The following is a 13,108-nucleotide window of genomic DNA, read 5'->3' as shown; positions in this document are numbered from 1 at the left end:
CCCTTTTTTTATTCCCCGCATGCCCAAAACCTGCCCGCCAGATTAACCAAAAACCAATAAATCGTTTACAATGACCCCCTGCATGCGGAGGAGCCGTGACACAGAGCGCATTTCATCATACCAGCATCAAGCGTAAAGCAGCATGGCTCGCCCTGTTTGCTATTTTGCTGATCCTGGTCGCGCCGCTTATCTCTGTCAGCCTGCAAAAAGATCCCATGGCAGCCATGCCGGGCATGCATCATGACATGAGCATGATGGCTGAACACCACGACAGCGCGCCGGACGTTATTCCGGTCGATCATGCCGAAGCCTGCGGCTACTGCGTACTGCTGGCGCATGTGCCGGGCCTGATCCTGCTGGCGGTGCTTTTTCTCTCCGCTACGCTTACCCGTATTTATATCGCACCGCTTCCCCCGCCCGAACGGGCATGGCGTTTTATTCCCTGGCTTTACCCTCAAACCCGCGCGCCGCCGCGCCAGTCTGCTTTTTCCTGTTAAAACCCATTAAGCCTGTGCCTGCGCACAAGGCGAACCTTTGCTTTCAGTAAGGAAAAGTATGACTACCTGCACCCCGCGCGCGGCCTGGTTAAACCTGCTGCGGCGCCTGCATTTTTATATTGGTCTGTTTGTCGGGCCGTTCATCTTTGTGGCGGCCCTGACCGGGACGCTGTACGTTGCCACCCCACAGCTGGAAAATCTGTTTTATGCCGATACGCTTTACGGTACCACTACCGGCGAACGTCAGCCGCTGGCGGAACAGATCGCGGTGGCGGAACAGGTTACCGGCGGCCATCTGCGTCTGCATGCCGTGCGTCCGGGACTCGCGGATGCGGAAACTACCCGCGTAATGTTTGCCGATCCGGCGCTCGGAGTGTCGGAGCACCGGGCGATTTTTATCGATCCGGTAACGCTGGCGGTGAAAGGGGATCACACGGTCTATGGCACCAGCGGCATCCTGCCGTTCCGGCAAATCATTGACTACGCGCATCGCTCGCTGCTGCTTGGCGATACCGGGCGGCTGTACAGCGAACTGGCGGCGTCCTGGATGTGGGCCGCAGCGCTTGGCGGCATAGTGCTGTGGTTTTATACGCGCCCGAAGCGCCGCCTGAACAATAGCTTCCAGAACACCCGGCGGGTACACGTCACCCTCGGCTGGATCCTGCTGGCGGGTATGCTGCTGTTTTCCGCCACCGGGCTGACATGGTCCCAGTGGGCGGGCGGGAACGTTGACAAAATGCGCGCTGCCTTCGGCTGGATGACGCCGCAGGTGAACACCCAGTTGCACGGCCCGGCGCAGGCAGCCGATCCCCATGCGGAACATCATGGTCATCATCATGGCATGGAGATGCCTGCCAGCGTTGAGGACTCGGTACAGTTTGATGAAGTATTGCAGGTCGCGCGTGCGGCCGGCATCAATGCGGCGAAGCTTGAGATCCGTCCGCCGCGGGATGCCAACAGCGCCTGGACGGTCACCGAAATCGACCGTGGCTGGCCGACCCAGGTGGATGCCGTGGCGGTGGATGCAAATACTATGCAGGTGATCGACAGCACCCGGTTTGAGGATTTCCCGCTGATGGCGAAACTGACCCGTTGGGGCGTGGATTTCCATATGGGCGTGCTGTTCGGGCTGCCCAATCAACTGGTGCTGATCGCCTTTGGCCTTGGGCTGTGCGTGATGATTGTGATGGGTTACCGGCTCTGGTGGCTGCGCAGGCCTGCCGGGGCGAACGTCAGCCCGGTACAGACATTGATGCAAAGCTGGCTGGCGCTGCCCGTGGCAGGACGTATTGTGGTCAGCGTGGTGGCGCTGCTGCTGGCGCTGGCATTACCGGTGCTGGGCGTCAGCCTGCTGCTGTTTCTGGCGGTGGACGTGCTGCGCTGGCGCAAAGCCTGCGCCCGCCGACCCGTCGCTGAGTAAACACCGCGCGCGGATAGCTTAATTAAGCCGGCTGTCGCGTGCTCCTTCTTCCATGCCTTTTTGCCAGTGCGCACGATAAGTGCTGGCATTTTCAAGCGTGTCACAGCCCGCCGGGTAAATTTTCCCGGCGCGGCCCCAGGCATACAGAAAATCATCCTGACAGATCTTTTTCAGGCCATCCGCGTAACCCTCTGCGTACCGGGGACGGTTAATTTCTTTGCTGTTGTGCTCGAGCGCCAGCGTCTCATTATTCTTTATGACCGCGCCGGACAGGGCATCGTCTTTACCGGCGCTGTACCAGTCCGTACCGGTCCAGGTCGGGGCATGGCTGTAAGGTTCTACGGAACAGCCGATCAATAAAAAGGGCAATAGCAAAACAATACCTGTCTTCATCACGTCCTCCTGTTTTTTATTTAAGCGTAGCCTGAATTAAAAGGTACGCTCTGATGTATCATTTTCTTTACACTATGAAAGCATATAAATGGCTATTTTATGCATACTGTAAATTAAAGTGTACGTATTTTGGATTGAAATGTTTACCGAATGTGGTATCGTTAAACCACTCTCACAACGAGACACTATCGCAAACGAGCTATACAGGATCGCCATCATGCAAAAAGACGCGCTGAATAACGTACATATTACCGACGAACACGTATTAATCACGCCCGATCAGCTGAAAGCGGAATTTCCGCTGACGGCGGAACAACAGGCGCAAATCGAGCAATCCCGCCAGACGCTGTCTGACATTATTGCCGGGCGCGATCCGCGTCTGCTGGTGGTTTGCGGTCCGTGCTCCATTCACGATCCGGAAGCGGCGATTGAATACGCGCGTCGGTTTAAAGCCCTTGCCGCAGAGGTCAGCGATAGCCTCTATCTGGTGATGCGCGTCTATTTTGAAAAACCCCGTACCACCGTTGGCTGGAAGGGGCTGATTAACGATCCGCATATGGATGGCTCTTTTGATGTGGAAGCGGGCCTGAAGATTGCGCGTCGTCTGCTGGTGGAGCTGGTCGGCATGGGCCTGCCGCTGGCGACTGAAGCGCTGGATCCTAACAGCCCGCAATATCTGGGCGATCTGTTCAGCTGGTCAGCCATTGGCGCGCGGACCACCGAATCACAAACGCACCGTGAAATGGCCTCTGGTCTATCCATGCCGGTGGGCTTTAAAAATGGCACCGATGGCAGCCTGGCGACGGCGATCAACGCCATGCGCGCCGCGGCCATGCCGCACCGTTTTGTGGGTATTAATCAGGCGGGACAGGTTTGCCTGTTACAAACGCAGGGCAACCCGGACGGGCATGTGATCCTTCGCGGCGGCAAAGCGCCAAACTATAGCCCGGCAGACGTGGCGCAGTGTGAAAAAGAGATGACGCAGGCGGGACTGAAGCCGTCGCTGATGGTAGATTGCAGCCATGGTAATTCCAACAAAGATTACCGTCGCCAGCCCGCGGTTGCAGAGTCTGTTGTCGCACAAATTAAAGACGGCAACCGTTCGATTATTGGTCTGATGATTGAAAGCAACATTCACGAAGGCAATCAGTCATCTGAGCAGCCACGCAGCGAAATGAAATACGGCGTTTCCGTTACCGATGCCTGCATCAGCTGGGAAACGACCGATGCGCTGCTGCGTGAGATCGATAAGGACCTGCGCGCGCATCTGGCGACGCGTCACGCTTAAGAGGTTGTCATGGTTGCAGAATTGACCGCATTGCGCGATCAAATTGATGAAGTGGATAAGGCGCTGCTGGATCTGCTGGCACGCCGCCTGGCGCTGGTCGCCGAAGTAGGCGAAGTAAAAAGCAAATACGGTTTGCCGATTTACGTGCCGGAGCGCGAAGCCTCGATGCTGGCATCGCGCAGAAAAGAAGCGCAGGCGCTGGGCGTGCCGCCGGATCTGATTGAAGATGTATTGCGCCGGGTCATGCGCGAATCCTATTCCAGCGAAAACGACAAAGGCTTTAAGACGCTGCATCCGACGCTGCGCCCGGTGGTGATCGTCGGCGGTGGCGGGCAGATGGGGCGGTTGTTGGAGAAAATGCTCCAGCTTTCCGGCTATGAAGTGCGCATTCTGGAAAAAGAAGACTGGCCGTGCGCCGCATCTATTGTGGCGGACGCGGGCATGGTGATTGTCAGCGTGCCTATTCACGTGACGGAATCCATTATTGCTAAACTGCCGCCGTTGCCGGATGACTGCATTCTGGTTGATCTGGCGTCGGTTAAAAGCGGGCCATTGCAGGCGATGCTGACAGCGCATAACGGCCCGGTGCTGGGTCTGCACCCGATGTTCGGCCCGGACAGCGGCAGCCTCGCCAAGCAGGTGGTGGTGTACTGTGATGGCCGTCAGCCGGAAGCGTATCAGTGGTTCCTGGAGCAGATCCAGGTCTGGGGCGCGCGGCTGCACCGCATCAGCGCGGTGGAGCACGATCAGCACATGGCGTTTATTCAGGCGCTGCGCCACTTCGCCACCTTTGCCTATGGCCTGCATCTGGCGGAAGAAAACGTTCAGCTTGAACAGTTGCTGGCGCTCTCGTCGCCGATTTACCGGCTGGAACTGGCGATGGTCGGCAGGCTGTTCGCCCAGGATCCACAGCTGTATGCTGACATTATTATGTCGTCGGAAAATAATCTGGCGCTGATTAAGCGCTACTACCAGCGCTTTGGCGAGGCGATTGGCCTGCTGGAGCAGGGTAACAAACAGGCCTTCATCGACAGCTTCCGTAAGGTGGAGCACTGGTTCGGCGATTACGCTGAGCGTTTCCAGAGCGAAAGCCGCGTATTGCTCCGCCAGGCGAACGACAGCCGTCAATAACTGAAAAGCTGCATATACTTGAAGCCAGTGGGTGATCCGCTGGCTTTTTTTATAAGAAGGGATTTGTTATGGCTGAACCGCAACCGCTGTTTGATTATACCGGCCATCTGCCGGAATGCCCGACCTGGAGTGAGGCGGAGCAGGCGCTTTACTGGGCCGATATTATTGAAGGCGAAATTCATCGTTACCATCTCGCCTCGGGCGAGCATTCTGTGCTGCGCTTTCAGGAGGAAGTGGGCTGTTTTGCGCTACGCGAGAAGGGCGGTTTTATTGTCGCCATGCGCACTGCGATATGGCTTGCCGATAAGCGCGGGCTGTTGACCAATAAAGTCTGCGATAATCCGTCCAACCCGCAACTGGCGCGTTTCAATGACGGCGGCACCGATCCGCGCGGGCGTTTCTATGCCGGAACCTTCTGGGCGCCGGGGGATTACAACGGCGCGCAGCTGATGCGTATCGATAACGATCTGACGCCGAAAGTGATCCAGTGTGACATCAAGGGTGCTAACGGGCTGGCCTTCAGTCCTGACGGCAAGTGGATGCTCACCTCGGATACGCCTGAGAAGGTGATTTACTGCACGCCGCTTGATGCCGACGGCGAGCCCGGGCAGCGTAAGGTTCTGCGTCGCTTTGCGGACGGAGAGGGAATGCCGGATGGCGCGGCGGTGGACGTGGAAGGCGGCTACTGGAGCGCGCTCTATGATGGCTGGCGCATCGCGCGCTTCTCACCGCAGGGCGAGCAACTGGAAGAGTATCGCCTGCCGGTACGCTGCCCGACGATGGTCTGTTTCGGCGGCGCGGACATGAAAACGCTGTTTATTACCACTACAAGGGAAAACATGACCCCGGAAGAAACGGCGCAATATCCGCTGTCCGGCGCCATTTTCACCCTGCCGGTGCAGGTGGCAGGGGTGAAAAAGTCCCTTTTCGTGGAACATTAAGCCGGATCGACCGGCACAACGTTTTCCCCCGGATAACAGCCCAGCACTTTCATTGAGCGGGTGATCTCGCTCAGTTCGTGCAGGGCTTTTTGCATGGCGGCGGATTCGACGTTGGCCTGAATATCCAGATAAAACATCTCTTCCCACGGGTTGCCGTGAATCGGGCGGGATTCCAGCTTGGTCATGATCAGATTGTGATTACGCAGCACCAGCAGGGCCTCTACCAGCGCGCCCGCCTGCTGACCAGTGGCAATGAGCAGGGTAGTTTTCGCCGGCACCTGATCGGATACTTTCACCGCTTTACGGGCCAGCACGACAAAACGCGTAATGTTTTGCGTCTGGTTCGCGAGGTTACGCTCCAGCACCTGCAATCCATACAGCCCGCCACCCGCTTCACTGCCCAGCGCCGCTACATGCGGCGACTGTGCCTGCGCCACGCGCTCCATGGCTGCCGAGGTGCTTTCGCAATACTCAATTTTCCAGTGCGGATAGCGATTCAAAAACTGGCTGCACTGCTGGAAGGGTTGCGGATGGCTGTAGACCGTCTGGATCTGATCCAGGCTGGTGGGGCCGGAAACCAGCACGCAGTGGTCGATAGGCACCGTCATTTCCGCCACTATGGATAAGCTGGTGTGCTGCAACAGATCGTAGACATCGTTGATCGCCCCCGAGCTGGTGTTTTCAATGGGCACCACCGCGTAATCCGCCTGGCCCGTTTCCACCTGGTTAAAGATGTCGTGAAACTTTGCGCAGCCGCTTTCGATGAACTGTTCAAAGTGGCGGGCCGCATACTGACGTGCCGCAAGGTGTGAATACGAGCCTTTGGGGCCAAGAAACGCGATGCGCGCCGAGTGCGGATTAGTTTGATTGAGATGCTGCTGAAGCAGGGCCTGCTGGGTCAGCACTGAATCTTCAATGATCAGCTGGAACAGGCGGGTAATGTAATGCGCATCCAGATGCTGCGCTTTGCCAAGCGTAATCAGGCGCTCCAGCAAATCGCGCTCGCGATCGATATCGCGAACCGGACGATGGGACGCCAGCTTCGCTTTACCCACTTCCACGGCAAGCAGACGGCGTTCCGCCAGTAACGTCAGTAATTGCTCATCCAGAGCGCTGATCTTTATGCGCAGATCCAGTAACGGGTTTTCCGGTGTCATAGTGTTGCCTTTTTTATAGTTATCAATAAAAAAGGCCCCCCGGTGTGGGAGGCCTTATTGTTCGTCTTCGCATTCTTTATCACACGACGAAACGCCTCCCGGTCAGGGGAAGGTAAAAAAGAATGCGAAGAAAAACGGAACAAGTTTCATGGTGCGATCCTGAACAAGTGTCTGAGTAAAGTAACCGTACTGTTTTCACCCTGTCAATAAAAAACGCGCCCGAAGGCGCGTTGGCGATACACTCAATGTAAAGGATTACTCTTCTTCTTCAACTTCAGCGAAGTTGGCGTCTTTCACCGAGGTGGTGGCGCGACGCGCTTCACCTTTGTGTTGCACTTTATTGAGCTGCCGTTCCAGCTTGTTGATCAAGTCGTTAATCGCGGTATACATATCTTCATGCTTCGCACTGGCGACCAGATGCCCGTTAGGTGTATTGATGGTGGCATCCGCGGTAAAGCCCTGCGGCTCTTTAGAGAGAATGATATGTGGGTTAATCAGGTGTGTTTGCCATTTATCCAGTTTGGCGAGACGGTCTGTGACATGCTGGCGAATTGCCGGAGTAATTTCCATTTGCTTGCTGGTAATGTTCATTGTCATAGATGTTACCTCTTGTCTTTCCGTCTTGGTATTAACAAGCATAACCTGCATAGTGTCAAAATGTGTGATTTGAATCACATTATTTCGTCACTTTTTGTCAACGACAGCTTTTTGTGATTTAAAACGTGAACCCGGAATTTTTACCTTGTTGATACTCATAATAGGGGGCATAGTTGACCGGATGGCCTGCACGGAAACCCGCTCCGGCGGCAGGTAAAACGCATAAAAAAACGGCAGCTCACAGGAGCTGCCGTTTTACATTGGGGAGGAAAATCAGGTATTGCTGCTGTTGGCGGCGATGATTTTCGCCACTTTGTCCGCCTGCGCATTCAGCTGCAGTTTACGGTATGCATTTTCCATCAGCGGTAACGCGTCACGCGTCGCCTGGGTATCCGGATAATCACGCAGCATGCCTTCAACACGGTTTACCACCGCCACCCATGCGCCGCGATCGGTATAGTATTGCGCGACGGAGTATTCATACTTCGCGAGGCGATCTTTCAGGAACACCAGACGTTTGGTGGCATCCGTGACATACTGGCTGTTCGGGTAGCCACGCACCAGTTTTGAGAAGTCATTAAAGGCATCGCGCGCGTGCTGCGGATCGCGGTCGCTACGGTCAACGCCGAAGAAGCCCTGCAGTGCGCTGTCATCCAGCGCCATATCGGTCAGGCCGCGCATGTACATGACGTAGTCAATGTTCGGATGAGTCGGGTTCAGACGCATGAAACGGTCAATCGCGGCCTGAGCCAGCGGCAGATCGGCGTTTTTATAGTACGCATAGATCAAATCCAGCTGTACTTGCTGGGAATACGGGCCGAACGGATAGCGGTTATCCAGCGCTTCCAGTTGCGTTATTGCCTGTTTCCAGTTACCGTCCTGCAACTTTTGCTGAGCAGTCGCGTAGATTTCATTAGGCGGATTATCAGGCACCTCTTCCTTTGAACCGGAGCAACCCACCAAAGCCAGGCTCAGCGTGGCGGCTGCCACCAGATATTTCATGCGCGTCATGACGTTTTGACTTTCCTCAAAATGTTTATGCGGGAGGATTCTCTGTTCCTGCTCCCGATTAAGACCAGCTACAATAGCACACTATATTAAACGGCAAAGCCGTAAAAACCCAAGGTTAACGAAGAAGCTGTCTATGGCACAACTAGTACAACTCACCGCAACGGTGTCCGAAAATCAACTCGGTCAACGCTTAGATCAGGCATTGGCCGAAATGTTCCCTGATTATTCACGATCGCGAATAAAAGAGTGGATCCTTGACCAGCGCGTCGAGATTAACGGCAAGGTGTGCAGCACACCAAAAGAAAAAGTATTGGGGGGCGAACGCGTCACCATCAATGCTGAAATCGAAGAAGAAGCGCGTTTTGAACCGCAGGATATTCCGCTGACCATCGTCTATGAAGATGATGACATTCTGGTGATCAATAAGCCGCGCGATCTGGTGGTTCACCCGGGTGCTGGTAACCCGGATGGCACCGTACTGAATGCGCTGCTGCATTACTATCCGCCGATTGCTGATGTTCCCCGTGCCGGTATCGTGCACCGTCTGGATAAAGACACCACCGGCCTGATGGTGGTCGCCAAGACCGTGCCTGCGCAAACGCGCCTGGTGGAGTCGCTGCAGCTGCGCGAGATCACCCGTGAATATGAAGCGGTCGCGATTGGCCATATGACGGCAGGCGGTACAGTGGAAGAGCCTATCAGCCGCCACCCGACCAAACGTACGCATATGTCCGTGCATCCGATGGGCAAACCGGCGGTTACGCATTATCGCATTATGGAACACTTCCGTGTGCACACGCGTCTGCGTCTGCGTCTGGAAACCGGACGTACACACCAGATCCGTGTGCATATGTCGCACATTACCCATCCGCTGGTGGGCGATCAGCTGTACGGTGGTCGTCCGCGTCCGCCGAAAGGCGCGTCGGATGAATTTATTGCCGCGCTGCGTCAGTTTGACCGTCAGGCGCTGCACGCGACCATGCTGCGTCTTTATCACCCGATCACTGGCATCGAAATGGAATGGCATGCGCCTATCCCACAGGACATGGTCGATCTGATCGAGGCCATGCGCGCTGACTTCCAGATCCATAAGGACAGCGTAGACTGGCTATGACACACGTGATTATCCCGCAATGGCCGCAGCCTGAGAGCGTGGAGGCCTGTAGTTCGACCCGCATCGGCGGCGTGAGCCTCGCGCCCTGGCACTCACTGAACCTGGGCGCGCATTGCGGTGATAACCCGGAGCACGTCGAGGAAAATCGTCAGCGGATGTTCGCCGCGGGCGGTTTGCCATCGAAACCGGTCTGGCTGGAACAGGTACACGGTGATCAGGTGCTGCGTCTGGACGGCGGGCCTTATGCCTCAAAACGTGCCGATGCGTCATACAGCAATACGCCCGGAACCGTGTGCGCCGTGATGACAGCGGATTGCCTGCCGGTACTGTTCTGTAACCGTGCAGGAACGGAAGTCGCGGCAGCTCATGCTGGCTGGCGTGGTTTATGCGCCGGTGTGCTTGAGAACACCCTGGCCTGCTTTGACGATAGCCCGGACAATATTATGGCCTGGCTTGGCCCGGCGATTGGTCCGCAGGCGTTTGAAGTGGGGCCGGAAGTCCGTGAGGCTTTCATGGCAGTAGATCCGAATGCGGACGCCGCATTTGTCGCCCGCGATGAAAAGTATCTTGCCGATATCTACCTGCTGGCGCGTCAGCGTCTGGCGCGCGCAGGCGTTAGCCAGATCTTCGGCGGTGACCGGTGCACCTTCACAGAAACGAACGAATTTTACTCATATCGCCGCGACAAGACCACCGGGCGTATGGCAAGTTTCATTTGGCTGAGATAACCTAAAGAATCAAGACGATCCAGTGCGCGTCATTTTCTTTCCATATTATTCAGGTCATTAACCTTGAATAATTGAGGGATGACCTCATTTAATCTCCAGTAGCAAATTTGACCTGTTTTCTATGGGAGGAGTTATGCGTCTGGATCGTCTTACCAATAAGTTCCAGCTTGCTCTTGCCGATGCCCAGTCTCTGGCGCTGGGGCAAGACAATCAATTTATCGAACCTCTTCATCTTATGAGCGCCTTGCTGAATCAGGAAGGGGGATCGGTACGTCCTTTATTAACCTCTGCTGGCGTCAATGCGGGCCAACTGCGCACCGCTATTGAGCAGGCGTTAAGCCGTTTACCGCAGGTGGAAGGCACCGGCGGCGATGTGCAGCCGTCGCAGGATCTGGTTCGCGTACTGAACCTGTGCGACAAACTGGCGCAAAAGCGCGGCGACAATTTTATTTCCTCAGAACTCTTTGTTCTGGCGGCGCTGGAGTCGCGCGGTACGCTGGCAGACTTACTGAAAGCCGCCGGTGCGAATACCGCTAATGTGACGCAGGCAATCGAACAAATGCGTGGAGGCGAAAGCGTGAATGACCAGGGGGCAGAAGACCAGCGTCAGGCCCTGAAAAAATTTACTGTCGACCTGACCGAACGGGCGGAGCAGGGCAAGCTCGATCCGGTGATCGGTCGTGATGAAGAGATCCGCCGCACTATCCAGGTGTTACAACGTCGTACCAAAAACAACCCGGTGCTGATCGGTGAGCCTGGCGTCGGTAAAACCGCCATTGTCGAAGGGCTGGCGCAGCGTATCGTCAATGGTGAAGTGCCGGAAGGGCTGAAAGGTCGCCGCGTACTGGCGCTGGATATGGGGTCGCTGGTGGCGGGCGCGAAATATCGCGGAGAGTTTGAAGAACGCCTGAAGGGGGTGCTTAACGATCTCTCTAAACAGGAAGGTAATGTGATCCTGTTTATTGACGAACTGCACACCATGGTGGGCGCAGGTAAAGCCGACGGTGCGATGGATGCCGGGAACATGCTGAAACCGGCGCTCGCACGCGGTGAACTGCACTGCGTCGGGGCGACCACGCTTGATGAATATCGTCAGTACATTGAAAAAGATGCCGCGCTGGAGCGTCGTTTCCAGAAAGTGTTTGTCGCTGAGCCTTCTGTCGAAGACACCATTGCGATCCTGCGTGGTTTGAAAGAGCGCTATGAGCTGCACCACCATGTGCAGATCACGGACCCGGCGATTGTCGCCGCGGCGACCCTGTCACACCGCTATATCGCCGATCGCCAGTTGCCGGATAAAGCCATCGACCTGATCGATGAAGCGGCGTCCAGCATCCGTATGCAGATCGACTCCAAACCCGAAGAGCTGGATCGTCTCGACCGGCGTATTATCCAGCTGAAGCTGGAACAGCAGGCGCTGCTGAAAGAATCTGACGAGGCGAGTAAAAAACGTCTGGAAATTCTCAATGATGAGCTGTCCGACAAAGAGCGTCAGTATTCTGAACTGGAAGAAGAGTGGAAAGCGGAGAAAGCCTCGCTTTCTGGCACGCAGACCATTAAATCGGAGCTGGAGCAGACGAAAATCGCCATTGAACAGGCGCGTCGTGTCGGCGATCTGGCGCGGATGTCTGAACTTCAGTACGGTAAAATACCTGAGCTTGAAAAACAGCTTGAAGCCGCCACACAGTCAGAAGGCAAAACCATGCGTCTGCTGCGTAATAAAGTCACGGATGCGGAAATCGCAGAAGTGCTGGCGCGCTGGACCGGCATCCCGGTAGCCAGAATGCTGGAAGGTGAGCGTGACAAATTACTGCGTATGGAGCAGGAGTTGCACGGGCGCGTAATCGGCCAGAACGAAGCGGTTGAAGCCGTATCTAACGCTATTCGTCGTAGCCGCGCCGGATTATCAGATCCGAATCGCCCGATTGGTTCGTTCCTGTTCCTCGGGCCGACCGGGGTGGGTAAAACCGAACTCTGTAAAACGCTGGCTAACTTTATGTTCGACAGTGATGACGCCATGGTGCGTATCGATATGTCCGAGTTTATGGAGAAACATTCGGTATCACGTCTGGTGGGCGCGCCTCCGGGATATGTCGGTTATGAAGAAGGCGGTTACTTAACCGAAGCGGTTCGTCGTCGTCCTTACTCTGTGATCCTGCTGGATGAAATCGAGAAGGCGCATCCGGATGTGTTCAACATCTTATTGCAGGTACTTGACGACGGACGCCTGACAGACGGACAGGGGCGGACAGTCGACTTCCGTAACACGGTAGTCATTATGACCTCGAACCTGGGATCCGATCTGATTCAGGAGCGTTTCGGCGAGCTGGACTACAGTCATATGAAGGATGTGGTGCTGGGCGTGGTCAGCCAGAACTTCCGTCCGGAATTTCTAAACCGTATTGATGAAGTGGTGGTCTTCCATCCGCTCGGTGAAAACCATATTGCTTCTATTGCGAAGATCCAGCTGCAACGTCTGTATCAGCGTCTGGAAGATCGGGGCTATGATGTGCATATCTCCGATGAGGCACTGAAATTGCTCAGCGCCAATGGGTTTGATCCGGTTTATGGGGCGCGGCCATTAAAACGTGCCATCCAGCAGCAGATTGAGAACCCGCTGGCACAGCAAATCTTGTCCGGGGAGCTTATTCCTGGCAAAACCATCCAGCTGGTGGTTAAAGATGAGCAAATAGTTGCCGTGCAGTAATTCACAAAACGAAGAAAACGAGCCCTGCGGGGCTCGTTTTTGTTTAAAAACCAGGCGAAAATACGCTTCACCGGCTCGTTTTGTATGAATATTGTGCGATCGATAAGTTTTTTTAATTTTAGAC

The 13,108-nt window shown here is 55.4% G+C and carries 13 protein-coding genes and 1 other annotated feature; of the genes, 8 read left to right on the top strand and 5 right to left on the bottom strand.

Annotated features, from left to right (window positions below; translation table 11 throughout):
• Positions 1-95: 95 nt before the first annotated feature.
• Both ACQUTD_RS00065 and ACQUTD_RS00060 read left to right on the top strand, forming a co-directional pair.
• Positions 96-497 (top strand): DUF2946 family protein, encoded by a 402-nt coding sequence (locus ACQUTD_RS00065; RefSeq protein WP_473276568.1) that lies wholly within the window; start codon positions 96-98, stop codon positions 495-497.
• A 58-nt stretch (positions 498-555) separates the two neighbouring features.
• Positions 556-1,917, top strand: coding sequence for a PepSY domain-containing protein (locus tag ACQUTD_RS00060; protein WP_473276564.1), 1,362 nt, complete (start codon positions 556-558; stop codon positions 1,915-1,917).
• An 18-nt stretch (positions 1,918-1,935) separates the two neighbouring features.
• On the opposite strand, the gene ACQUTD_RS00055 is transcribed toward ACQUTD_RS00060, so the two are convergent.
• On the bottom strand, positions 1,936-2,310 hold the full coding sequence (locus tag ACQUTD_RS00055; protein ID WP_473276562.1) for a DUF2799 domain-containing protein: 375 nt from the start codon (positions 2,308-2,310) through the stop codon (positions 1,936-1,938).
• Between the two features lie 217 nt (positions 2,311-2,527).
• On the opposite strand from ACQUTD_RS00055, the gene aroF reads away from it, so the two are divergent.
• The 3 genes from aroF to ACQUTD_RS00040 all read left to right on the top strand — a co-directional run bounded on the left by aroF (position 2,528) and on the right by ACQUTD_RS00040 (position 5,670).
• The gene (gene aroF, locus ACQUTD_RS00050) at positions 2,528-3,598 is read left to right on the top strand and encodes a 3-deoxy-7-phosphoheptulonate synthase AroF (RefSeq protein ID WP_072571525.1); all 1,071 of its coding nucleotides are present in this window, start codon (positions 2,528-2,530) and stop codon (positions 3,596-3,598) included.
• A gap of 9 nt (positions 3,599-3,607) precedes the next feature.
• A complete protein-coding gene (tyrA, locus tag ACQUTD_RS00045) occupies positions 3,608-4,729 on the top strand; it encodes a bifunctional chorismate mutase/prephenate dehydrogenase (RefSeq protein WP_473276556.1) in 1,122 nt (373 codons plus the stop codon).
• 68 nt (positions 4,730-4,797) lie between these two features.
• Positions 4,798-5,670 (top strand): SMP-30/gluconolactonase/LRE family protein, encoded by an 873-nt coding sequence (locus tag ACQUTD_RS00040; RefSeq protein WP_473276554.1) that lies wholly within the window; start codon positions 4,798-4,800, stop codon positions 5,668-5,670.
• Here the strand turns inward: ACQUTD_RS00040 and pheA are convergent.
• The 4 genes from pheA to bamD all read right to left on the bottom strand — a co-directional run bounded on the left by pheA (position 5,667) and on the right by bamD (position 8,435).
• Complete coding sequence (gene pheA / locus ACQUTD_RS00035) at positions 5,667-6,827, bottom strand: bifunctional chorismate mutase/prephenate dehydratase (protein ID WP_473276552.1); 1,161 nt, start codon at positions 6,825-6,827, stop codon at positions 5,667-5,669. The two genes, ACQUTD_RS00040 and pheA, sit on opposite strands and share 4 nt — an antisense overlap.
• Before the next feature lie 25 nt (positions 6,828-6,852).
• Positions 6,853-6,978: a sequence feature (Phe leader region), on the bottom strand.
• A complete protein-coding gene (pheL, locus tag ACQUTD_RS00030; protein WP_100250063.1) occupies positions 6,930-6,977 on the bottom strand; it encodes a pheA operon leader peptide PheL in 48 nt (15 codons plus the stop codon). It overlaps the preceding feature by 48 nt.
• Before the next feature lie 104 nt (positions 6,979-7,082).
• Positions 7,083-7,424 carry a ribosome-associated translation inhibitor RaiA gene (gene raiA, locus ACQUTD_RS00025; protein ID WP_072571521.1) on the bottom strand — a complete coding sequence of 114 codons (342 nt, stop codon included), beginning with the start codon at positions 7,422-7,424 and terminating at the stop codon, positions 7,083-7,085.
• A 273-nt stretch (positions 7,425-7,697) separates the two neighbouring features.
• Positions 7,698-8,435, bottom strand: coding sequence for an outer membrane protein assembly factor BamD (bamD, locus tag ACQUTD_RS00020; RefSeq protein ID WP_072571520.1), 738 nt, complete (start codon positions 8,433-8,435; stop codon positions 7,698-7,700).
• A 133-nt stretch (positions 8,436-8,568) separates the two neighbouring features.
• Between bamD and rluD the strand changes: the two genes are divergently transcribed.
• The 3 genes from rluD to clpB all read left to right on the top strand — a co-directional run bounded on the left by rluD (position 8,569) and on the right by clpB (position 12,984).
• A complete protein-coding gene (gene rluD / locus ACQUTD_RS00015; RefSeq protein WP_072571519.1) occupies positions 8,569-9,549 on the top strand; it encodes a 23S rRNA pseudouridine(1911/1915/1917) synthase RluD in 981 nt (326 codons plus the stop codon).
• Positions 9,546-10,277: a purine nucleoside phosphorylase YfiH gene (gene yfiH / locus ACQUTD_RS00010; RefSeq protein ID WP_473276547.1), complete on the top strand. Its 732-nt coding sequence runs from the start codon at positions 9,546-9,548 to the stop codon at positions 10,275-10,277. Before rluD ends, yfiH begins: the two co-directional genes overlap by 4 nt.
• Before the next feature lie 133 nt (positions 10,278-10,410).
• A complete protein-coding gene (clpB, locus tag ACQUTD_RS00005; protein ID WP_473276544.1) occupies positions 10,411-12,984 on the top strand; it encodes an ATP-dependent chaperone ClpB in 2,574 nt (857 codons plus the stop codon).
• The last annotated feature ends 124 nt before the right edge of the window (positions 12,985-13,108 follow it).

Source organism: Enterobacter sp. K510 (assembly GCF_055804875.1).
Note: the sequence above shows the minus strand (reverse complement) of the source record. Positions and strands in the feature narration are given on the sequence as shown.